The organism is Brevibacillus sp. BC25 (assembly GCF_000282075.1).
Classification (GTDB): Bacteria; Bacillota; Bacilli; order Brevibacillales; family Brevibacillaceae; genus Brevibacillus.
Map to the genome: position 1 here is coordinate 1 of NZ_AKIX01000069.1, position 20949 is coordinate 20949.

At 45.4% G+C, this 20949-nt stretch carries 28 protein-coding genes; all 28 read left to right on the forward strand.

Annotated features, from left to right (window positions below; translation table 11 throughout):
- Positions 1 to 221 precede the first annotated feature (221 nt).
- The 28 genes from PMI05_RS18900 (at position 222) to PMI05_RS19025 (ending at position 20947) form a co-directional block, all read left to right on the forward strand.
- Positions 222 to 950, forward strand: coding sequence for a Flp pilus assembly protein CpaB (locus tag PMI05_RS18900; RefSeq protein WP_007725132.1), 729 nt, complete (start codon positions 222 to 224; stop codon positions 948 to 950).
- A complete protein-coding gene (locus PMI05_RS18905) occupies positions 947 to 2350 on the forward strand; it encodes an AAA family ATPase (RefSeq protein ID WP_007725135.1) in 1404 nt (467 codons plus the stop codon). The genes PMI05_RS18900 and PMI05_RS18905 overlap by 4 nt, the downstream gene beginning before the upstream one ends.
- 11 nt (positions 2351 to 2361) lie before the next feature.
- A complete protein-coding gene (locus tag PMI05_RS18910) occupies positions 2362 to 3849 on the forward strand; it encodes a CpaF family protein (RefSeq protein WP_007725138.1) in 1488 nt (495 codons plus the stop codon).
- Between the two features lie 11 nt (positions 3850 to 3860).
- A complete protein-coding gene (locus PMI05_RS18915) occupies positions 3861 to 4757 on the forward strand; it encodes a type II secretion system F family protein (RefSeq protein WP_007725139.1) in 897 nt (298 codons plus the stop codon).
- Between the two features lie 11 nt (positions 4758 to 4768).
- Complete coding sequence (locus PMI05_RS18920; RefSeq protein ID WP_007725142.1) at positions 4769 to 5683, forward strand: type II secretion system F family protein; 915 nt, start codon at positions 4769 to 4771, stop codon at positions 5681 to 5683.
- 90 nt (positions 5684 to 5773) lie between these two features.
- Entirely contained in the window at positions 5774 to 5950 is a 177-nt protein-coding gene (locus PMI05_RS18925) for a hypothetical protein (RefSeq protein ID WP_007725144.1), read from the forward strand.
- Positions 5947 to 6444 (forward strand): prepilin peptidase, encoded by a 498-nt coding sequence (locus PMI05_RS18930; RefSeq protein WP_007725147.1) that lies wholly within the window; start codon positions 5947 to 5949, stop codon positions 6442 to 6444. Before PMI05_RS18925 ends, PMI05_RS18930 begins: the two co-directional genes overlap by 4 nt.
- Positions 6441 to 6872 (forward strand): TadE/TadG family type IV pilus assembly protein, encoded by a 432-nt coding sequence (locus PMI05_RS18935; RefSeq protein ID WP_007725150.1) that lies wholly within the window; start codon positions 6441 to 6443, stop codon positions 6870 to 6872. The genes PMI05_RS18930 and PMI05_RS18935 overlap by 4 nt, the downstream gene beginning before the upstream one ends.
- On the forward strand, positions 6869 to 7378 hold the full coding sequence (locus PMI05_RS18940; protein WP_007725153.1) for a hypothetical protein: 510 nt from the start codon (positions 6869 to 6871) through the stop codon (positions 7376 to 7378). The genes PMI05_RS18935 and PMI05_RS18940 overlap by 4 nt, the downstream gene beginning before the upstream one ends.
- 97 nt (positions 7379 to 7475) lie before the next feature.
- A complete protein-coding gene (locus PMI05_RS18945; protein WP_007725155.1) occupies positions 7476 to 8093 on the forward strand; it encodes a hypothetical protein in 618 nt (205 codons plus the stop codon).
- A gap of 108 nt (positions 8094 to 8201) precedes the next feature.
- A complete protein-coding gene (locus PMI05_RS18950; protein WP_007725157.1) occupies positions 8202 to 8480 on the forward strand; it encodes a hypothetical protein in 279 nt (92 codons plus the stop codon).
- Between the two features lie 148 nt (positions 8481 to 8628).
- Positions 8629 to 9393, forward strand: a complete 765-nt coding sequence (locus PMI05_RS18955; protein WP_007725159.1) for a hypothetical protein — start codon at positions 8629 to 8631, stop codon at positions 9391 to 9393.
- A 44-nt stretch (positions 9394 to 9437) separates the two neighbouring features.
- Positions 9438 to 10274, forward strand: a complete 837-nt coding sequence (locus PMI05_RS18960; RefSeq protein ID WP_238543329.1) for a hypothetical protein — start codon at positions 9438 to 9440, stop codon at positions 10272 to 10274.
- Positions 10271 to 11059: an SAF domain-containing protein gene (locus PMI05_RS18965; RefSeq protein WP_007725165.1), complete on the forward strand. Its 789-nt coding sequence runs from the start codon at positions 10271 to 10273 to the stop codon at positions 11057 to 11059. Before PMI05_RS18960 ends, PMI05_RS18965 begins: the two co-directional genes overlap by 4 nt.
- A complete protein-coding gene (locus tag PMI05_RS18970) occupies positions 11056 to 12174 on the forward strand; it encodes a hypothetical protein (protein WP_007725168.1) in 1119 nt (372 codons plus the stop codon). The genes PMI05_RS18965 and PMI05_RS18970 overlap by 4 nt, the downstream gene beginning before the upstream one ends.
- Positions 12174 to 13526 carry an ATPase, T2SS/T4P/T4SS family gene (locus tag PMI05_RS18975; RefSeq protein ID WP_007725172.1) on the forward strand — a complete coding sequence of 451 codons (1353 nt, stop codon included), beginning with the start codon at positions 12174 to 12176 and terminating at the stop codon, positions 13524 to 13526. Before PMI05_RS18970 ends, PMI05_RS18975 begins: the two co-directional genes overlap by 1 nt.
- A 191-nt stretch (positions 13527 to 13717) precedes the next feature.
- Complete coding sequence (locus PMI05_RS18980) at positions 13718 to 14422, forward strand: hypothetical protein (RefSeq protein WP_238543330.1); 705 nt, start codon at positions 13718 to 13720, stop codon at positions 14420 to 14422.
- The gene (locus PMI05_RS18985) at positions 14422 to 15261 is read left to right on the forward strand and encodes a hypothetical protein (RefSeq protein WP_007725179.1); all 840 of its coding nucleotides are present in this window, start codon (positions 14422 to 14424) and stop codon (positions 15259 to 15261) included. The genes PMI05_RS18980 and PMI05_RS18985 overlap by 1 nt, the downstream gene beginning before the upstream one ends.
- A gap of 13 nt (positions 15262 to 15274) precedes the next feature.
- Positions 15275 to 15421, forward strand: a complete 147-nt coding sequence (locus PMI05_RS31140; RefSeq protein ID WP_007725181.1) for a hypothetical protein — start codon at positions 15275 to 15277, stop codon at positions 15419 to 15421.
- Between the two features lie 29 nt (positions 15422 to 15450).
- Positions 15451 to 15654, forward strand: a complete 204-nt coding sequence (locus tag PMI05_RS18990) for a hypothetical protein (protein WP_007725184.1) — start codon at positions 15451 to 15453, stop codon at positions 15652 to 15654.
- Between the two features lie 167 nt (positions 15655 to 15821).
- A complete protein-coding gene (locus PMI05_RS18995; protein WP_007725189.1) occupies positions 15822 to 16229 on the forward strand; it encodes a hypothetical protein in 408 nt (135 codons plus the stop codon).
- 3 nt (positions 16230 to 16232) lie between these two features.
- Entirely contained in the window at positions 16233 to 16385 is a 153-nt protein-coding gene (locus tag PMI05_RS31145) for a hypothetical protein (protein WP_007725191.1), read from the forward strand.
- Positions 16385 to 16801: a hypothetical protein gene (locus tag PMI05_RS19000; RefSeq protein WP_007725194.1), complete on the forward strand. Its 417-nt coding sequence runs from the start codon at positions 16385 to 16387 to the stop codon at positions 16799 to 16801. The genes PMI05_RS31145 and PMI05_RS19000 overlap by 1 nt, the downstream gene beginning before the upstream one ends.
- A 55-nt stretch (positions 16802 to 16856) precedes the next feature.
- Complete coding sequence (locus tag PMI05_RS19005; protein ID WP_007725199.1) at positions 16857 to 17420, forward strand: hypothetical protein; 564 nt, start codon at positions 16857 to 16859, stop codon at positions 17418 to 17420.
- Between the two features lie 137 nt (positions 17421 to 17557).
- Complete coding sequence (locus PMI05_RS19010; protein ID WP_012683929.1) at positions 17558 to 17899, forward strand: DUF3870 domain-containing protein; 342 nt, start codon at positions 17558 to 17560, stop codon at positions 17897 to 17899.
- Between the two features lie 164 nt (positions 17900 to 18063).
- The gene (locus PMI05_RS19015) at positions 18064 to 19002 is read left to right on the forward strand and encodes an ABC transporter permease (RefSeq protein ID WP_007725204.1); all 939 of its coding nucleotides are present in this window, start codon (positions 18064 to 18066) and stop codon (positions 19000 to 19002) included.
- Positions 19003 to 19028: 26 nt separating this feature from the next.
- Positions 19029 to 19916, forward strand: coding sequence for an ABC transporter permease (locus tag PMI05_RS19020; protein ID WP_369751232.1), 888 nt, complete (start codon positions 19029 to 19031; stop codon positions 19914 to 19916).
- A gap of 5 nt (positions 19917 to 19921) precedes the next feature.
- Entirely contained in the window at positions 19922 to 20947 is a 1026-nt protein-coding gene (locus PMI05_RS19025; RefSeq protein WP_007725211.1) for an ABC transporter ATP-binding protein, read from the forward strand.
- The last annotated feature ends 2 nt before the right edge of the window (positions 20948 to 20949 follow it).

Consider the following 20949-nt stretch of genomic DNA (forward strand, 5'->3'; position numbering starts at 1 on the left):
GGTCGAGGACTTATCCACACACTCTTAGCAATCATGCGTATTCAGTTTTGAAGGAACAAGACGAAAAGCTGTATTCCCGATTACTTGTAAAAAGTAATGGAGAATGCAGCTTTTTTTGTGTAATAGGTGTAACCGTGCATTTGTTCTGCACGGTTTTTTTGTTTTCTTTTTTTGTCCCGCTATTCTCCCCTACGCTAGAAACAATGGAGAGGAGGGAGAGAATGTCTATACATCCGCTACGATTATTGGCTATATTGCTTTTCGCTACATGTATAGGTGTAGCGACCTACATCATTTTGAAGCCGCATCAAGTGACCTATATACAATTGCGATCAACAGTGGAAAAAGAAAGTGGCCAATTACTTGAAGCGAGGGATATGGAGCCATTGACACTGAGACTGGGAGGGATCTTTCAACAACCCATTGCCCCCATTCCAGGCTTGATTCCATGGGAAGAAGGACAGGGCCTTGTCGGTTTAGCATTCACCCGTCAAGTGAAGGGAGGCCGACCATTATTGCAAAGTGATTTGGAACAAAAAAGCAAGGCGCAAGGCAGCGGAGGGATATCAGAAAAAATGACAGGTATGAGCATTCCCGTAGACAATGTAGCAGGAGTTTCACCACATGTATCAAGCGGAGAAAGTGTACACGTCTATGCTTCCTTTGAAGATGAGACAGGAGCACATTCTGGACTCCTATTGCAAAACATGCCGATCATTGGCGTTCAACGCGAAATGGAAGGTGATCATCCCAATTTGGTAGCTGTTACTCTCTCCCTGACACGTGATGAGGCTGTCTTGCTAACACACGCACTTCATTATGGAAAAATCAGATTGGGCTTGGCGGCAGTGAAGGATGGGGGAAATCCGGGAATAGGAGACGCAAAATTCGCTGCAGAGTTAATGAAGACGAAAACACGCTGGGGTATTCAAAAGGAGGAGCATGAGTGAAGAGGCGTTTGCTCATAGTAGATGATGATCGAGATTCAGTTCGCTTGTTAACGGCTCAACTTATAAATAGTAGATGGATAGAAGTGTGCGGGGAAGCAATCGGGGTGGAAGAGGCATGGGCAAAATTACAGGCAAACCAACCCCATTTGGTGTTGCTAGGTGGTATAAAGGGAACGGAAAGAGGGGTGTTGTGTCAGCAGTTTCGGCTAGCCTTTCCTCATCTTTCATTTATTGCTGCTTGCTCAAGCAATGAACTGGTGTGGGAACCGTTTTTCCGGAACTTAGGCTTATGGGTTATTGCCAAGCCCATTGAACCAGGGCAAATCGAAGCGTTGGCCATGATGATACAGCCTCCAGGCATGGTAGCAGAAGCTGCACCACAACAAAACCAGTATGTAGTCCAGGAACAATCAAAGGGTTATCCGAGCCAACCGCCTTCATTCTCCGAGCCGATCACAGATAGACTAGTTCCCGAAATGACTCGTCCCAAACAGCTTATTACTGTTTACGGCCCAAAGGGTGGCGTAGGAAAAACATTTATTTCTCGTGAGCTAGCGATTTTCTTTTCCATGCAAAAAAGCGAAGGTCTCCCATTGCGGGTAATCGCTGTAGACTTCAATCTTGATCTCGGTACATTTGCGACTACTTTGAATCTCCCTCGTACCCCTAATCTTTTTACGTGGGTAAAGGATCTTGATGCTCAGTTGCATTCGTTTATTCAGAGTCAAGGAAAAGACCCGTATTCCATTAGCAGTGAGGAATGGCAGGAATACGCACAAGCCTTGCCTTTATCTCCACAACAAATCGAGAAATATGTGGTTGCTCATCCTGATACGGGATTGCATGTACTTACCTCTCCCCGTGATATTCGGCAGAGCTTTGAAATCCGTGAATATCATTTATATCTGATTCTCGAAACGTTAAAACAAAGCAACTACGACGTTATTCTTATCGATACGGCTCCTGATACGACAGATGCAACGATTCAAGCTCTGTTTTTTGCAGAGCATGTCGTGATGGTGGGAAATCCGGTGGTAGACTCCATTGAAAATATTCAACGATTGCTGAAACTGTTGCGAGAAGCAGAGTACCCTGAAGAGCGCATTCAAATTTGCATGAATCGTTTGCAGCGGAAAGAAATGTTTACCTTAGATGAAATTCGTGCTTACTTTCAACTTCACCCTAGCAAAAAAATCTTCTCAATACCTGACGATGTGGAAGTAAAAAAATCGATTAACACCGGAACGCCAGTCATGCTCCAGACAGGGAGAATTCCGGCCAAGGAAGCCATTGAGACATTAGGAAAAGCACTGTTCCCCGTAGATGGGGAGCAAATGAAGGCTGCTGGAAAAGAGAAACAAAAAGAGAAAACATCTCTCTTTAAGTGGTTATGGGGATAAGGGAGGGTGTCATGTTCGATAAAAAACAGTTACTAGGTATTTCTAATCAGGTCCGCACAGCGCAAGAATTACGATCTGCGGGGAGGGGAATGACGGGAGTTCCTTCGACGCTTCACGAAAAAATGCAAGCCCCTGATCACGAGCGGCCGAATGAAAAATGGGTCGGGACAGATAGAGAAACATCGATACGTACCCAGATTGTCGAGAAATACGGAAAACGATTATGGGAGGAAAAGCAGTCCCCACTCTTTTTAGATGAGCTGACGGCAGACATTCGAATGCTGTTGGAGTCGCAAACCACCCTGGCATCCATACAAATGGAAGCAGAAGTAAAACGATTGCTGCATTCTTTGACCGGTTGGGGGCCATTAGATGCCTTATTAGAGGATAACGACATCACAGAGATTCTTTTTCACCGCTATAACTATCTCGTCATTGAAAGAAAAAGTACTGGTCGTCTTGAATCGCCGGACATTGCTGTTTTTCGCGATGAGGAGGAGCTGCTGCGCTTATTGGAACAAATTGCAGCGACAATGGGGCGTGAGTTTAATGAAACAAAAGCAGAGTTGCATACACAGCTTCCAGACGGTTCCCGGGTTGCTGCTACGCATCGCTCTATTTCTCCCGATGGTCATATGCTCACGATCAGAAAACACCGTGAGCTACTCAGCGAGTTCGACTACTTGCGGTATGGTTCCATTTGCGAGCCGATGCTTCTCTTTTTAAACAGAGCCGTCCGTTTATCTCGTGCGTCTGGCATTGTCAGTGGAGGAACAGGCTCAGGCAAGACACACATGCTTAATCTCATCTCTCAGTATGTTCCTGATCATTTAAGTATTATTACGATCGAGGACGTTTTGGAGATGAAGCTTCAGCATCCTTTTGTGCGCAGATTTTTAGCGAAACCTGCGAATTATGAGGGCAAGGGTGGGTTTTCGATCAAGGATTGTGTTCGTTTGTCCTTGAGAAAAAGGCCGGATGTCATTATGGTCGGTGAGACACGAGGTGGTGAAATCGTAGATATGCTTTGGGCGATGAATACGGATCACCCTGGTAGCTGGAGCACAGCGCATGCAAACTCACCGCGAGCTTTGGTCGATTCAACATTGCCCATTTTATTTGGAAAAGCAGATGAAGGGTATAGTGCTGAGGAGCGCAATTTAATGATCGGTTCAGCACTGGATCTGATTGTTCAAGTAAAACGTTTTGAAGAAGATGGCAGTCGCAAGGTGGTTGCGATAACGGAGGTAGTGGGGACGGGTCAATCGCATGAAGAATGGATAAAACGAGCTTGCAACATTAAACAGGTTCTCCCTGATCGGGTGTATTTGCAGGATATCTACGTGTACGAACCAACTGGGGTGGAGAATGGGAGAGTAAAGGGTCACTTCAAATGGACAGGCTATCGCCCAGAACGACTTATTAAACGATGGCTAGAGAAAGGGCTGTCGCGAGAGGAGATTGAGCAAGTCTTTTTCACCACTCCAATACCTCTATAGGAGGAGAAGGTATGGATATTAGCTTACCTGTTGCGGTAGGGATGGGGATGGCCATCCTGTTATTGGTCATGCCCAACAAATTTTATATGCGAGAACCGATGGGGAAGCACGAAATCGTAGAAGTGCTCCAACAGGAAAGAAAAACGATTTGGAAGCAGTTTGAGGAGAGGTTGGCGAAATCGCGCTCAGGGTGGGGGGTAAACCAGTATGTGACCCTCTCTTTTTTATTGGGGATCGCGTCCTTTGGTGTGAGTAGTCAGATCTTGCAGTCTTGGTGGATGGCATTGCCTGCTTTGCTGGCAGGGATTATGTTTACCGAACGGTTGGTGAGTGTATGGGGAGCTCGTCGAAAGGACGATTTCGAAGCAGGCAATGTAAAAGCGATTCGTCTGATGGCCAGTTCTTTACGCACTTCTCCATCGTATTTACATGCGTTTGAACAGGTAGCGGCAAGTCCGTTTTTATCAGAAATCGTATTAGAGGAATACAGGCGTATTGTAGAGCTATTGCGGGCACAAGTCCCGTTAGAGCACGTAATGAATCGATTCTTTGAACGTACAGGATCAGCAGATGTCAAATATTTAGCGACCATTGTCCACATTCAACGTGAGATGGGCGGAGACATGGCCAAAACGCTCGATTTGGCTGCCTCTTCGATATTGCGGCGCCGACAGTCGCTCCGTAGACAAAAAGCAGCTATGGCTCAGATCGTTGCACAAGTGAATTTACTAAGTGTCATGCCGTTTGTTTTTGTCATTGCTTTGTATGTGAACAATCCCAATCATTTCGATCCACTAACGGCCACAATGGGGGGACGGTTTCTGATTTTAGGAAGCTTGGCTTCTATTTTGGTTGGGGGAGAAGCAATTCGTTATGTTGCGCATAAAAGCATAAGCAGGGGAGCATAGGAGAGGGTTCAATGTTCGTTCTCGTTATAAGTATAGTGATGAGTTTTGCTATATTTCTGTACGGCTTGCCGTCTTGTGTGAGTAAGGGAGAACCATTCTCCACCACACTTTTGGGCAGGATTGATTCTGAGAAACAGGCAAAGCTTGAGCAATCGTTTCAACAAGGACGAAAAAGATGGACACTGATTCGAGGCTTGGAGAAAAACCAGATACTGCTACAGCATTTCTACAAATGGACGGGTGTCGATAAGAAAAAAATAGAGGAAACATTGGCGCGTCTGGGGATCGATATAAGTCTGACAGAGATTGTCTTGTTCCGGCTCATCAGTATGTGTTTCATTGCTTCATCTCTAGCTTCTTTGGCAATGAGCATGGTTAACGGTGAAAAAATCGGTACGTTGAATGGGTTTCCCTTAACGTTTAGCTTATTTTTGTACTTGTTGCCAAATATGCTGCTAGATTGGGCGGACAAGCGGGCAAAAGCTGAAATTCGTGAGCAGGTTCCTATTTTTTTCAGCATTGTGCAATCACTGGTGGAAGCAGGCATGCCATTGCAGCAGGCTGTTAAGCAGACAGCGAGACGATTTGATGCAAGACTTGGTAGAGAGCTTGCGAGCCTAGAAATGGGAGAAAAAAGGCATGGGAACTGGAGAAAGGCGCTTGAAGAGCTGGCTTTTCGGTGGGAGGTAGATTCGTTGACTACCATCGCGTTGGAGATGAACGAGGCGATGAAAAAAGGGGTTAGTATATCACAAATGTTGTCTGTGCAAGTAGAGGAGCAAGTGAGACAACAAGAAGACGAGGCTGCTACCCATATGAATCGGTTAAATATCAGGTTATTGCCTTTTATCATTTTATTAATGGGCCTACCGTTGTTGTTCTTGGTGATGGGTCCTGCATTCATCGGCATAGGAGAAAGCTTGTAGAAAAATAAGCGCGTGTAAATATTTTTGCGAGAGGCACTGTCTTTTGGCAGAGTGAAAATAGAACAAAAATCTCAATGAGGAGTGAATGGAATGGGAGCCCTCGCAAATTACGTCAAGCGTTTTTGGTATGAGGAGGACGGTGTTACGATCGTGGAAATGGTCATTATCATTGCCGTCATCTTGATTGTGCTTATTCCGACACTGACACAACTAGGCACTGCCGAAGACGAGAAGCTGAAGGAACTGCAAGAAAAAATAAGCAAATGACAAACGTAGTCTTGCTAGGCGTGTTAGGAATGGCAGCATGGATGGATTGGAGACAAAGAAAAATACCGAATACTCTTGTTTTCCCATCTATTGCTGTCGGCTTATGGTATCAGTGGGAAGGTGAATTATTAGCTGGAGCATTGTTAGGTATGACAGGAGCCTTTTTGTTGACAGTTGGTCCCGTAATCTTAAAAGGGATGGGGATGGGGGATCAAAAGTTGCTGATGGCTGTTGGTGCTTGGACGAGCTGGAGTGTGGTGTATTCTTTGTTTTTGCATTCCATCATTTTGTGCCTGATTGTTATGGTGTTCTATCCGCAAAATTGGGCTCGTTTACGCAACAATCTTCAAATCATGGCAGCCGGATGGTCGTCTCATCGACAAGTATGGCTTCCAGGCAGGGAAAGAACAGCCTTTTCATTCCCCTATGCGGTATATTTGCTGGGTGCTTTTGTGTTCCAATCCGTACAAGATGTCATCGGAGCAAGCGGATGATCACACGCATGGGACGAGTGATACGTACGAGGGTGAAAGATGAGCGAGGCAGCCAAATGATTGAGTTTATTTTGGTGTTTCCTTTAGTTTGGATCTTGATCGTATTCTCCTTTGACCAATTCAGCATGATGTACAACAAGCAAAAGGCATTGGCGGCTGCGTATGAGGCAGGAAGAATTGCTGCAGTGCAGCCCAATTTCGGTTTGGCCAAATTCCATTCGAAACAGCGAGGCACAGCGGAATTAGCACAAGGTATCGGAGTCCTTCACAAAGATGTGCAGTTGGAGCTTGATGGTAACGGCTGGAGAAAAGGCAGTCATGTAAAAGCAGAAGCAACAGTTTCATTTCGGCTTCTCGCTACGGGGGAATTATACGAGATAACCGAAAGCTATCACATGATGGTTGAAAATGCGGAGGAGAAGCAATGAATGATCTGTTGCACCATTTTTTGTTTCGAGTGAAGGAAGAGCGCGGGGCAACAATGATTACTGTGCTCTTCTTTCTCTTCTGCTTGGGCAGCCTGCTCTCTATCCTGTTATTTTTGGAGCAGACAGATTATCTAAAAATGAGGATGCAACATACAGCCGATCTGATTACCAAGGGAGCGCGTGCGGCTGGAAAATGGGAGTACGTGGATTCAAACGGTGATAAGCAAATCAGATTGTTTGCGACAACAGAAGAAGCTGAACGGCGTGATGCGGATATCATTCGCGGGGCACGTGAAGAAGCGGGGATTCTTTGGAGATTAAACAGGCCGAATCTGGAGGGGACAAGTGAAGAGGTCTCTATCATTCACCAAAAAGGTGAACGGCCTTATTTGTACTTGCAAGGAATCTATCATTTAGAAGTAAAGGTTGAAAAGAATATACCTGTATTTTGGGATGAGCTTTTTGTAAAAATGAACAGAGTCTCCCAGTCTGGAGTCTATGAATAAAGTCACAATCTTGAACAAAGGTACTGTTATTTTTGTCCTAATCCCGCATGGTAATTTAGTAGTATATTCCAGAAATGGGGATAGGAGTGAGATGACAGTGCCCTCAAAAATAGTCGATCGGTACAAACGAATTCTTAACGGAGAGCAAAAGCGTTTTTCCCCGTACGAGTTCGAAGAGGTGCAGTACCGTAAGCAAAAAGTCCAATTGGTTGTCAGATATGCGATTGAAAATGTAAAAAGATGGACGCCAGAGCAAGCTCGACGTGAATTGAGCTTGCAAGATGTAAAAGAATTGAAGCTGCATTTAGTAAGAGAATTTATTGAGCCGCCTATCGAGGCAAAGGCTGAGGATGTGTATTATTTCGTAGAATTTGCTTATCCGTATTTACCTCGGCTTTCAGAAGAGCAACGAGTGCTATGGGTTTACCAAGAAGTGCTTTCAGGAATAAGACGTCATTTTCCACCGGCTTATTTTCAGAGCATAAAGGGTGAGGAACGGGCAAAAATATGCGTCGACTATATGTGCAAGCATCTACTAAAGCTGGCAGATTTGCGTCAACTGCCAAGTATCTTCAGCAAAACAGAGAGAGCGTATACTCTCCTGAAAACATATAAACTAAAAATTCTCGTCGATACACTCTACTTTTCACCATTTGATATGGTCACTGAAATGTATCCCGAACTTAGTGATCCCTCTTATTGGGAAGAGTTATAAAAATATTTGCACAACCCTGCTGTCTTTTTTTACGGTAGAGATAGTTTCATAGGCTTATAAGCAGATGAAACGGCCGTACTCTACAGGTGAGAGAAGGAGGCGTTGCGTATGGCAACAGTAGAGGCTCACCAGAAATGCTCTGCATCCGTGGAGCAGCTTCTAGGGCGACAAGTACGCTACCAGAAGCACAAACCCGGCAGATATCTTTCAGTGGAAAGAGTTCCGCAGGGAGCGTTCCAGATCGAATCCGTACATCGATTTGGAGAAAGAGTAGTACTCAATGACGGACTGATTGTAATGGAGAATGCTCCAACCGTCATGGAGCGCGGGGGAAGGATCGCTCTTCTTTTCGCGACCGGAGAAGAACTTTACTTTGTAACGGAGTAGGTTCTCTTAATCGCCTTGCACGGGTGCGTGTGAGGCGATCCATAAAGCGAAATGCCTGGTTTATCAGGCTAAATAAGATTCAACGAGTCAAGAATGCTGTTGGAGAATATCTATCGCTCTATAAAAAGGAAAATGGGGGTATTTTGACGTGTTGGCAAAGAGTGCAATCGAATTAGTCAACCGCTGCTATGAGGAGACAAACAAGCTGACATTGTTGTCATTGGAAGAGTTTAAGGAATCCTTTATTGCTTTTGTTTTTGGAGATTACCAGGAAGAGTTTATGGTTCAGTATGATCTGGAAGAGTTTTATGAGCATCTGAATCAGCTTCAATTATCGAATTGCCGGAGAGATTTTGATCGAGCAGTTGAGGAATGGTACATCACAGAGTATGGAAGCGGGTATAAAGGCGTCAATTATCATGACATTTTGTTTACGCTAGTAAAGGAAGCAGTCGTTCAATACCAATCGCCAAATCGGATAGCACTCATCCGAGACGTAACCAAGCATCTAACTATGCCAAATGGATTCCTTGCCCGTTGGCAAAATGGGCAGATACGTGAGCGTCCCATCCCCACATATTTTAAATACTTGATGAAGCTCGGTGTACGTACACATGAAGATATTGAAACGTTGGTGGACATGTGGCTGGTAGAGTATCCAAACGCATTTAATAAAAAGCAGCAGGAGCTATTTGCTAATCCACCGAGAAGAGGAAGACCTAACAACGTCGAACTCGCTCTGTTAATCGAGCTAGCTATGAAAGTGAGACCAGAAATGACAGCTCAGGAACGGGAGCGATTGCGCAAAATATACTATTATCATCGCAAGTCCCTCACTGTTCGAGAGATGGTTGAGAAATTTGAGAAATACATTGCCAGTAAAAATAAATCAAATGATTCCCAGGTGGGATAATCATGTTTCACCAAATGAGCCGCTTTGTCTCCAGGTTCCGTGATTTGGAGCAGCAGGAGTTTTCACAGTCTATTGAGGAAGAGCGGCAATGGAGAGTGCTTAAAGAAAAGCTTGCTTCCCCACCAATAGTTGAGCAACAGGAGTCGTATCAGCGTAAATGTATAGCTGTTATGAGTTTGTACGCACAGGCTGGAGCTAGTTTTCTTGCAAGTAACCTAGCGTATGCATGGTCAGGAAAAGGCATTCCTGTCACCCTTTGCGAGTTACCAAAAGTGACTTCCTATTATTATTTTGCACTTGATTTTGAACGTAGAGTTCGACAACAAGTAAGAGATTCTCCTACACCATCGCTCCTCATGCAGAATAATCATCTTCGCATCCAGATAGAATCCCCAGCACAACTTCAGCACGAATCTTCTCAAACAGATACAGCCAATTGGTTACTACGGATTTGTAAGGATAGTCCCATTGTTGTCATTGATGTTTCTTCCTACTGGAATGATATCCACTCCAAACAAATTTTTGAGCATGCCGACGAAATATGGGTAGTATTTGATGCAGATTTGGCTAGACTTACCCGTTTGTTCCTGGTAGATCCAGCCCCTGCTTGGTGGAAGACAGAAAGAAGAAAAATAAAAATGATAGCAAACAAGTGGAATAGCCAATTGTCTCGAACAAGCATCATGAAAAAAGTAGAAGGAACGCTCTCCCTATGGGATCAGCAGCCTGGAGCTACACAGGTAACTGACATGATTCCGTTGATGGATGGAGAGAAAACAGCAATGGCCAGCGCCAAAGCCAATCTACTATTGGAGCTTTTCCCGGAGGAAGAAATTGAGTTTCAGTCATTGATTTATGCTTATAAAGGAAGGATGTTATGAAGAAGCAAACATTGCTTGTCATTTGCTTAATTTCGTTTCTGCTAGCAGGGTCGTCCTTTTATGCGGCGACTCAATATATTGATGCGATGGCTGCAGAAAAGCTTTTTGCTCCAGTTGTAAAGGTAGCTGCAGGGAAAGAAATATCAGCCTTCGAGCCGATTACACAAGATGATGTGATACTTGTACAGGAAGAAGTGGATGAAATTCTTCCAGGTTCAGCGCGTGATTTGGATACCGTTTTGGGGAAAAGGAGCACGCAGACTATATACGAAGGCGAGCAATTATTAGTGGAAAAGCTGACAGATTCGCAGCTTTTACCGGAAAAAGGGGAGGCGCGCTACGAGTTCCCCCTACTATCCATTCATCCTTTAACGGAATTACGCAAGGGTGATCATGTGAAAATTTGGGTCAAATACAAGAATCTCTCGGAGCTGCAAGACTATCCTGCACCACTGCATTTTCGAAAAACCAATGATACGGCAGATTTGTTATTTGAAAGTCAGCTTGCAAGCGTGAGGGACAGTAATGGTATTGAAATCTATACATTAAAGCCGAGCTTGTTGCCATCTCCTGATCAGATGGATTCCATCTTTCATGGATCACGAGAAAAGCCGTTGCAGAATGGCGAAAAACGATATCGTGACTACCGGGTCCAGCCAACAGCACTACCTGCTTTTATCGGCTTTAATTTGACAGACGAGGAGTATGTGATAGTAAGCGAGGCAATGTCATATGGGATGCTTCAGGTAGGTCATATCATGGGTTCAAAGGAGCAAGCGTCATGAAAATTTTGGTTTGTTATCCGATGAAGTCACTCGCCAAGACGTATATGCCTGTTTACAGTGATGTGCTGGTAGCTGAGTCGGCGGAGGAATTTTCACGGCTTGTGCAGCTTTATATGCCAGAAGCTACCGTGATCTTTTCCGAAATGTTCAACTCTCCCGTTTGGGAATGGCTTCCGGCCCTGAAAGCACAACTCCCACCAAACTCACCGTTAATTATTGTTCCTCTCTATCGGGATGAGAAGATGATTGAGAAGGTAGCGGAGGAGTCCGGGCTAGAGCATGTATACCTGTTATCGGCCCATTTATCACAAGAAGAAATACGCCATCAAATCAGTCTGATTCTAGGCTTCGTGCAAGAGTGTGCAGATATCGGATCGTCAAAAGAAAAAGGGCTCGTTTACGCTTTATTGAGCTACGGAGCTTCTGGCATTACTACCTTTTGTATTAATTATCCCGTCATCCTAGCGAGACAGCATCCTGAAAAGCGCATTGTCGTACTTGATATGAATGACGCCAAGCCGGATCTAACACGTTTCTTCAAGCTCCAACAACATCAATTATCTTTATTTCGTCCTGACTTTATCGATATACAAACAACTGCCAAGCGTAACTGGAGCAATGTCTGCAAACAGAGCGAGCACTTGCCAAATTTGTATTACGCACATGCTGCTAGCAAATGGAAAAGCTCAGAATTAAGCAATCTAATTCGTGTGTTTCGCATGCAATTTGACTATGTATACGTCGATTGGGGTTACTGCTTTCCTGAGTCTGAGACTCTACAGCGGTTGCTTCATACCGTTGACCGCAATCTTTTGTTCGTGAGAGCTGATCCCTTTAGTATCGATAGTGCCAGAGAGTGGTTGCACAACTGGAGAGAAAGAGGAGTGAAATGCGAGGTTCTGCTCAGTCATTTAGATCCTGGGCAACCCTTTCGAATCGGGGAAGATGTTTCAGTCTACGGTGTAGTACCACGCATTTCGGAGAGCAGGCTCAATCAATCTCATCAGAGCTGCAGTGTATTAATAGAAGAGTTTTTCGCTCCCAAATCGTACATCAGCAGTTTGAAGGAAATTGCTAAGGCACAATATATGGATAAAAGTGCGGTGATTTGCTGATGAGAGGGATAGAACGAGAACAACCAGTTGGATCCGACATCCAAACCATCGAGGATATTAAACAAGCAGCGAGAGATTATTTAAATCATTTTGGCAAAACTCGCGAAGAGAAGTTAGAGATGCAACGAATTCTCGCTTTGGCAGAACAGGGAGATCGTGATAGTCACAACCATATTATTCTTCGCTTACAGCATTATTTTGAGGAAGTCCTCCAACGACCAGTAACCGAACAAATTTTGCCGCATGTCAATGGTTACGAAGGTCTCACCTTTTCTACATACGGGTGGGGCATACTCGATGCCGTCCTCCATTTATCTCCGTGGGTAGAGGAAGTGCGAATTTCTGCAAACCGCAACATTGCCTACTTGGAGCAAGGGGTCAAAAAATTTCTCTCTTACAAACCAAGCTGGAAAGAGGTTGAAACCCTTCAACAAAAGTTGACCAATACAGCGGGTCTATCTTTTAACGAGAAAAAACCTAGATTGAGCGGATACTTACATTCACTAAAAGCGAGACTGACTATGTTCACTTTCCCTTATTCCAGAGTACCGACCATTCTGGTTAGACGATTTACAACGCCTACTTTTTCACTCGACCAACTTCGTACACAGCAACAGCCAGCTTTCGACGAAAGAATTCAATGGCTAATGGAACAGCAAGTGTACGGACGCAGCAATGTACTGGTTATTGGACCGATGGCTGCAGGGAAAACAACGCTGATGATGTGTATGATGAAGCTGAAGGACCCTCGGACAGAATATATCACAATCTTTGAAAGTGAACACGAGATGCGATTTGGTGATATTTGGCGAGGTGAAGTGATTGAACTCCAAAACGTGGAGGAAATCGGCATTGAATTAGGGCATTGCTTCAAAGACATGTACCGATCAACCGCAAATACAATTTTGATTGGAGAAATTCGCGAGCCGATAGAAGCGTACCATTTTATAAATGCCGGAATCAGAGGGACGGACGCAACAATCGGAGCGATGCACGAACGATTTGCTCATAGAGCGTTACATGACTTGACCGATCTTGTGTATCAATACGGAGGGCGGAGTGTCGAGCTGACCCAGGAGCGGATTAGCAGAGCAGTCAATTTTGTCAATTCGCTTACATACCGCAACAGTGGTCACCGTTTTATTGATGCCATTCATACAACGGAGTGGAATTCATCTTTTAACCGAGTCGAATCTATTCCCCTCGTAGGCCGCAACATGCAGACGGGAGCTTATGAATGGACGGGAAATCAACTGAGCCCACATTTAGTTGAATACATGTGTTACGTCGGCAAAGCAGACATTGAAGTATTGAAAGAGCTACGTCTTACCGATGTAGGCAGGCAGCTATGATTTACACATTTCTTTTCCCGGTGTTTCTATGTCTCTTCTCTGGCTTTCTGTTTCTCGGCTTACACCTGTATAAGGGATGGAGAAGTCCACGCGTGTTCTTCCCGCGCACAGTTGAGGTATGGAGAGAGAAATTTTTAAGGCATTCTACCCGGCGCATGATGTATGAACGCTTTGAGCGTTGGTGTCAAATCGTGGGAGGTACAGCAGAAGGGTACTTAATACTATCCATGATTGGCGGGATAGCGGGATTCATCTCAGGTATTTTGCTAGGAAATATGATTGTATCTTTGTCGCTTTTTCTCTTATTCCTCTTGCTGCCAACACTGATTCTATACGCACGCTATACCGTCCAAATGAATAAAAAAATCAGCTCATTCTGTCGTTTCGTAGAATTGTTTGCCCGTTATTATAACAGTCGCAAAAACATCGTCCTTACCTTTCGCGAAATGATAGAGGAATGCCCGAAAGAGTTATTGCCTGACCTCCTTCTGCTGAACAATAGCCTTTCGGATGGGGGAAACTCGGTTGCGGCAGTAGAACAATTTGCGCAAAGACTGGACCATCCGTGGGCTTTTGATTTTGCAACGTATATTTCCAGCGGTTTGGAAGGAGAAACAGAAGATATTCAATCACCTCTAAATCGGTTAACGAATGAGATGTTTGTACAACAAGATGAAAAGCATGAGCGTGATAGTGAAATATACTCCATTTGGATCAGCCTGCTTATCGTTATAGCGATTTGTATATGTTTGATCCCCTACAATCAAGGGTTGCTTCAAGACTCCTATCGTCTCTATTTCTACACGCCAGACGGACAAGCCATATTAGCGATTGCGACGACTGTGTGGACCTTTTCGATCCTGTTGGCGTTTATTTGGGGAAGGAGATATCGCTAATGCCAATACTAATAATGTATACCTACCTTGGATTAGGCGCTCTATTTGTTTTTAGTGCAACGTTTATGATCGGGAAGTATTTGTTTCACAAGCAAAAGCCGAAGCTGTTTGTTTCCGGGGTGTGGTGGGGAAAGTGGGAGCAGGTACTCAAGCCTGACGAAGACGACAAATGGGAACAGTTACTATCACGAGCAGGAAGGCCTTTTGGATGGGGAAAACCGGAGTGGGTGTTTCTGCAATTGTTGACTGGAAGTGCCGTTTGCATCCTGATTCTTATGTGGGTCGTCTTAAGCCGAATGGAATCATTTCCACTTTTGTCGATGTGCCTGGCATCTGCCGGGAGTTACATGCTTCCGTACATGGGCTTGAAGATGTGGGCAAATCACAGGGAAGATATGCTGAGCACAGATATCGCCAGATTTATCAATCGCTATGTGACCCTTCTAGAAAATCAGGTGCCCATTTACAATGCCATGGTCAAGGCAGCAAGACCTACTAGAAAGCTAAAAGAGTATATCCCTACTTTATCTGATTGGAACAGAGACCCAAATGAGGCACTTGAGAGCTTTAAACGCAAAATTGGCGTCGACGACGGAATTATCCTCGTATCGAGCATGCGTACAATTGAGACGCTGAGCGAAGGACAAGTAAGTGCAACTATGCAACGAATGGAGTGGGCTGTCGACCACCGAAGAATGTTCCGTCATCGAAAAAAGATAAAATCTTTGGGGATTGGCTACACAGTGATTGTCTACCCGGCATTTTACATGGGGTTATTGGTAGCTATGTTTCCTTGGTATAAGCTGCTTACAGAAATTCTGGATAAATATTTGACCTGAGGAGGAGCAACTCATGACCAAGCTATTATCTATCATCATGTGCATCGTTTTCTCTTTAGGAATAATCGTTTCTAGTTTGTCCGAAATAAACACATCGGTAGTGAGAGAGGACGGCCTGAGAGATCGAGCAGTTGGGTGGATCGATAAAGCCATACCTTAAATCACGTATGAGAAAAGGGGAAATTCGAGATGTCGAAAATGTTTTTTATATTTTTAGCATGCGTCATGGTGTTAGGGATCGGTGTCAGCAGCTATGGCAATGAGTTAAGCCCTGCCGCAAACGATTCGGCCGAGAGCATTAACCAATCCATCACATCGCTGAACTACGATACCCGAAATGAAAACATTAACTTCAGGATGCAAAACGGCACATCCTATACGTCGTCAAACTGATGCTGCACATCCACGTTCTTCTCATCATTTCGATTATGGTAGGGAGCTTGTGCGCGGTGCTTTGGAATCTCCAGCCAGAGGAGCAGCTTAAACAGACACAACAGGAAAGGGTGTATCGAGCAGCGACTATCATCTTCCATTAAAGAGGAGCTGGCGTTTCTAAAACGATGGTAAAAGCAAAAGTCTTTCTTATTTGTTTACTGGTCCTTCTATTGATTACTTCTGCATTGGGAGCTTACCACTTGTACGCAATGGAAAGGGCGATTGCCCGTGGAATCTATGCTGACTTATTGGATGATATGCAGGACATCGGGTATTTGGAGCCTACGTTAGCAGATTACTATCTCCTTAAAATGAAAGAACTAGGTTGGGAAGTGACAGGGGATGCGTTTGCTGGGAGCTGGCCTCGAACCGAGAGCGAGCGAGCTCGCAAAGAGCGGCAGGAGGCGATTACCTTGTCGGTTGCCATCCAGCCTTCAAAAGTGACCCAATGGCTGCACAAATTTGTGGAGGGGGATACATCCTTTTCCTTTACGGGAAGCCGGCCGTCCGAATACTTTGATCCAGGGTGGTAGTGCATGAATAAAATGATTAGCATTTTGGCTGTAATGGCTATTGTTTTGCCTTTGACAGTAGGTTTGCTTCTAACCGGTCCGCAAAATCTCCTTTCGGCATGCACGCAGTTTTTCGGTGATTTGCTCGCTGAAGTAACGCGTTTTGGTACAGGCTAATGGGTCAATTAATCGCTGTGATTCTGAACATTATGGTTATGCTACTCGTTCCATTAGGACTTTTACAGGTACATACGGTTGTTCAGGCCAGAAACGAATTATTGGAAGTGAGCGCGGCCGCTACAAAATACGTCAGCAACCATGGTGGAACGAGTGAAGCCAACTTACAAAAAGAGGTTCGGGCATTGATCGCTCGGGAGCTGAGAGAGAAAAAGTTCTCCATTCCAGATCAAGACCTGTCTGTCAGTGTCACTCTCACTCGTTCACTTGATCCCGTTCTGTGGAGCCACGAAGATGAGTTTGTTGTGGAGCTGGCAATTCCATACCCCCGCTTTACCTCATGGATTCCAATGCCAGCTGATTCCTTGCAAGTCCAAAGAATAGGCACAGTTAATATCATGGACTACGATCTGTAAAAGCTCCCGTTAGGAGGCTATCGTTACGGGTATAAACATCTTATCCATTTCTACGATGCTGTTCTTTTTGCTGGTAGGTATGTTTATTGTAGATGCAGACATCGCCATGCAGAAAAAAACAGAAGTGAAGATACTCTTGGAGTTGTCTAATCATCACGCCACCTTTGCTGTTGATCCTGTATTGAAAACAGAGGGTGTGATTGATCTGCTAGAAGACGAGGCTCTTGAACGTTTTGATGACAGAATGTACGAAAATGGTGGATACCGTCGTGAGCAAGCCATGTTCGTCCCTCAAGAAGACAGTGTGACCACTGATCCCATACCTTTCTCGCGCTATTATGTGGATTTCCGTTCGTGGCGTAATGACCTCCAATTACGCTTACAGTACAATGGGAAAACACTCGTGCAAGAGCGGGCAACGAAAGGGCCAGCTCGTCCGGGAGGTGGCATGCTGAAGATTACCGTCGTAACTGAGCGTGGGGAGGAACTACAGCTAGCACCGAAAACAATGGTCGGTCCATCCCATGTCGTAGTGGCCTACATCGACGAGCGACCGTTTCTACCGATGCTGCCGTCACATTCGTTTCCAGTCGTATCTGTAGAAGAACTGAAAGATTAGTCAGACTTATTTACAAATTGCAAATTCTTCTGGTACTATGTAGGAAAGTGCTTACCCAGCTTGCGATTGTGAGGAAGTCGCTCTCCGAACATCCCGTTTGCCGGTCCGTTAAGCATAGTAAAAGTGGGGTTATTGATTTGTTTGATAAAGATACCATTTATATCGTAGGCGATGCACAGTCCTCTTCGAATAATCCGATTACACAGCAGTTCAGTGCTTTTTTTATCGGATTGGTTGTCGATACTTCCAACGACAAGATCGTAGATGCGGCCTGTTCCTCCACGGTCCAACTGACGTCTGACTTTGCTCGGTCGATCTTTATTGGTCATTCAATTATGGCGTCGGAGGAAATTGGCGAAGAGATTCGCTTTCGGTATTTTGGATCTTCCCAAAAAACATTGATCGCAGCGTTCAAGGACGCGCAAAAGAAGTACAAACAAGCAGTTTCCACGAGAAATAAAGCCACAGTCACCAAATGAATACACCCGCTGCTTTATTTATTCGTATGCACGGCATACACGTAAGTAAAACCCAGCAAATGCCATGATCGCGTGCATTTGCTGGGTTTTTTGCTTATTTACGAGAGTTCCGTCCCTGCCACCAACATGGTTTTACGGATTTTTGATGAAAAGGAGGAGAGTCCTTGCTATCTTTTGTCTTCCGCAGATTTATCTCCATGATCGTGACTTTATGGCTCATCATTACCCTCACCTTTTTCCTGATGCATGCCGTTCCAGGATCTCCTTTTGAAAAAGAAGGAAAGGCATTAAACGAAGCGGTTGCTGCCAACCTCAATGCCTACTACAACCTGGATAAGCCACTACTCGTCCAATACGGACTGTACTTGCAAAAGCTGGTGCAGTTTGATCTTGGGCCATCGATTGCCAACAGCTCGGATACGGTCAACAAAATGATCGCCCGTGGATTCCCCGTTTCTTTTCAACTCGGTCTGATTTCTGTCGTTTTTGCGATTATCACTGGTATCGCGCTTGGTGTGATCGCCGCGTTACGACATAACCGTCTCATTGATTACCTTGCCATGATTATTGCTGTTATCGGGATATCTGTTCCCAGCTTTGTTGTCGCTTCCTTATTAATCAAATATTTGGCGGTCGAGTGGAAGCTGTTGCCGACTGCAACGTGGGGGTCTTGGCAGCATGTGATTATGCCAGCGCTTGCATTGGCGTTTGGTCCGATTGCGATTATCGCTCGTTTGACTCGTACCAACATGCTGGAAGTGTTGACCCAGGAATACATTGAAACCGCTCGCGCAAAAGGGCTGTCTCCGGCGACGATCGTGTTGAAGCACGCACTGCGTAATGCGATTTTGCCTGTCGTCACGCTTTTAGGCGCACTGATTGCCAACGTTTTAACGGGCAGCTTTGTGATCGAAAAAATATTTGCGATTCCTGGGATGGGGAAATACTTCGTCGCTGGCATTAATAACCGTGACTATTCCGTCATTATGGGAACGACAGTCTTCTATAGCGCACTTTTGATTTTCCTGATGTTTGTCGTCGATGTACTGTACGGCATCATTGATCCACGAATTAAGCTGCATCGAAAGGAGAGCGAAGGATGATCGTTTCTGATGATTTATTTATCCCCATGCGAAAAGACAACCTCAATGCGGAAGCGATTGTGCGACCTCAACTGACGTTTTGGCAAGAAGCTTGGCTTCGCCTCCGAGGAAACAAGCTGGCCCTGATGGGGTTGGTGGTTATTATCTTGCTCGGGGTTATGGCTACGATTGGACCGATGATCTCTGGTCATGAATACGCCAAACAGTCGATTATTATGAAAAACAAACCGCCATCGGAAGCGAACTGGTTTGGTACTGATGATTTTGGTCGCGATGTGTTCACGCGTGTTTGGTATGGTGCGCGCATTTCCCTTTTTGTCGGTTTGACGGCAGCACTCATCGATTTTTTCATTGGTGTCTTGTATGGAGGAATTGCCGGATATTTGGGCGGGCGAATCGATAATATCATGATGCGCTTCGTAGACATTTTGTACGGACTTCCTTATTTGTTGGTTGTGATTTTGCTGATGGTCGTCATGGGACCCGGACTTTTAACCATTATTATTGCGTTAAGTGCGACTGGTTGGATCGGGATGGCCCGGACTGTGCGCGGTCAGGTCCTGCAAATGAAAAACTCGGAGTACGTACTGGCAGCAAAAACAATGGGGGCAAAGCCTTTCTACATCATTCGCAAGCACCTGCTGCCCAACACAATTGGCATCATCATTGTCTATGTCACGTTATCTGTTCCATCTGCGATTTTTGCAGAGGCATTTCTGAGCTTCCTCGGTCTCGGTATTCAGGCGCCAATGGCTAGCTGGGGAGTGATGGCTAACGATGGACTCCCAACCATTTTGTCTGGTCATTGGTGGCGGCTCTTTTTCCCTGCTTTCCTCATCTCGCTGACGATGCTTGCGTTCAACGTGCTCGGTGATGGCTTGCGCGATGCGTTCGATCCGAAGTCAAGGAGGTAGGCAACATGGATAAAACGGAAAAGCTGCTGGAAGTCAGTGGGCTTCGGGTCACATTCAAGACGCATGGCGGTGAAGTGAACGCTGTTCGGGACGTGAACTTTACCTTGAACAAAGGGGAGACACTGGCGATTGTTGGTGAATCCGGATGCGGGAAGAGCGTGACTGCAAGGAGCATCATGCGTCTGATCCCGGAGCATATCGGAAAAATCGCGGGTGGAAGCATTCATTTTAAAGGGCAGGACCTGGCAAAGCTGCCAGAAAAGAAAATGCGCGAGCTGCGTGGGAAAGAAATCTCCATGATCTTTCAAGATGCGATGACGTCGCTCAACCCGACAATTACGATTGGTGAGCAGATTATGGAAGGAATCGTTCGCCATCAAAAGGTTGCCAAAAGCGAAGCCAAGCGGCAAGCGATTGAAATTCTCACTTTGGTCGGGATCGCCAATCCAGAGAGTCGTCTCAAGCAGTACCTCCATCAGTTCAGTGGCGGGATGCGCCAACGGATCATGATTGCGATTGCGCTTGTCTGTAAGCCATCCATTTTGATTGCGGATGAGCCAACGACAGCATTGGATGTGACGATTCAGGCGCAAATCATCGAGCTGTTCAAAAGCATTCAACAAAAGACGGGAGTCTCAATCATTATTATCACGCATGATTTGGGAGTTGTCGCCAAGATTGCGGATCGAGTCAACGTCATGTATGCCGGAAAGGTGGTAGAGTCCGGACCTGTTCGCGACATTTTTTACAATCCGCAGCATCCGTACACCAAAGGCTTGCTGGCGTCGATGCCACGTTTGGATGCGGATCGCTCTATTCCGCTCAGCCCCATACCTGGAACACCCCCGGATTTGTTCAGCCCGCCAATTGGCTGTGCATTCGCTGCGCGCTGTGACTACGCGTTGGAAGTATGTCGGAATTACCAGCCTGCGGAGACCCATGTCCATAGCAAACACGCTGTTTCCTGTTGGTTGCAGGACCCGCGGGCGAAGAAGTTGCTGGCGTCGATGCAGCCGCCAACAGGGACCTGATT

Bases quoted from the DNA above. Each gene is read 5' to 3' on its own strand.
- PMI05_RS18900 (WP_007725132.1), top strand. From the start codon at position 222: ATGTCTATACATCCGCTACGATTATTGGCTATATTGCTTTTCGCTACA.
- PMI05_RS18910 (WP_007725138.1), top strand. From the start codon at position 2,362: ATGTTCGATAAAAAACAGTTACTAGGTATTTCTAATCAGGTCCGCACA.
- PMI05_RS18915 (WP_007725139.1), top strand. From the start codon at position 3,861: ATGGATATTAGCTTACCTGTTGCGGTAGGGATGGGGATGGCCATCCTG.
- PMI05_RS18920 (WP_007725142.1), top strand. From the start codon at position 4,769: ATGTTCGTTCTCGTTATAAGTATAGTGATGAGTTTTGCTATATTTCTG.
- PMI05_RS18925 (WP_007725144.1), top strand. From the start codon at position 5,774: ATGGGAGCCCTCGCAAATTACGTCAAGCGTTTTTGGTATGAGGAGGAC.
- PMI05_RS18930 (WP_007725147.1), top strand. From the start codon at position 5,947: ATGACAAACGTAGTCTTGCTAGGCGTGTTAGGAATGGCAGCATGGATG.
- PMI05_RS18935 (WP_007725150.1), top strand. From the start codon at position 6,441: ATGATCACACGCATGGGACGAGTGATACGTACGAGGGTGAAAGATGAG.
- PMI05_RS18940 (WP_007725153.1), top strand. From the start codon at position 6,869: ATGAATGATCTGTTGCACCATTTTTTGTTTCGAGTGAAGGAAGAGCGC.
- PMI05_RS18950 (WP_007725157.1), top strand. From the start codon at position 8,202: ATGGCAACAGTAGAGGCTCACCAGAAATGCTCTGCATCCGTGGAGCAG.
- PMI05_RS18965 (WP_007725165.1), top strand. From the start codon at position 10,271: ATGAAGAAGCAAACATTGCTTGTCATTTGCTTAATTTCGTTTCTGCTA.
- PMI05_RS18970 (WP_007725168.1), top strand. From the start codon at position 11,056: ATGAAAATTTTGGTTTGTTATCCGATGAAGTCACTCGCCAAGACGTAT.
- PMI05_RS18975 (WP_007725172.1), top strand. From the start codon at position 12,174: ATGAGAGGGATAGAACGAGAACAACCAGTTGGATCCGACATCCAAACC.
- PMI05_RS18985 (WP_007725179.1), top strand. From the start codon at position 14,422: ATGCCAATACTAATAATGTATACCTACCTTGGATTAGGCGCTCTATTT.
- PMI05_RS31140 (WP_007725181.1), top strand. From the start codon at position 15,275: ATGACCAAGCTATTATCTATCATCATGTGCATCGTTTTCTCTTTAGGA.
- PMI05_RS18990 (WP_007725184.1), top strand. From the start codon at position 15,451: ATGTCGAAAATGTTTTTTATATTTTTAGCATGCGTCATGGTGTTAGGG.
- PMI05_RS18995 (WP_007725189.1), top strand. From the start codon at position 15,822: ATGGTAAAAGCAAAAGTCTTTCTTATTTGTTTACTGGTCCTTCTATTG.
- PMI05_RS31145 (WP_007725191.1), top strand. From the start codon at position 16,233: ATGAATAAAATGATTAGCATTTTGGCTGTAATGGCTATTGTTTTGCCT.
- PMI05_RS19000 (WP_007725194.1), top strand. From the start codon at position 16,385: ATGGGTCAATTAATCGCTGTGATTCTGAACATTATGGTTATGCTACTC.
- PMI05_RS19005 (WP_007725199.1), top strand. From the start codon at position 16,857: ATGCTGTTCTTTTTGCTGGTAGGTATGTTTATTGTAGATGCAGACATC.
- PMI05_RS19020 (WP_369751232.1), top strand. From the start codon at position 19,029: ATGCGAAAAGACAACCTCAATGCGGAAGCGATTGTGCGACCTCAACTG.
- PMI05_RS19025 (WP_007725211.1), top strand. From the start codon at position 19,922: ATGGATAAAACGGAAAAGCTGCTGGAAGTCAGTGGGCTTCGGGTCACA.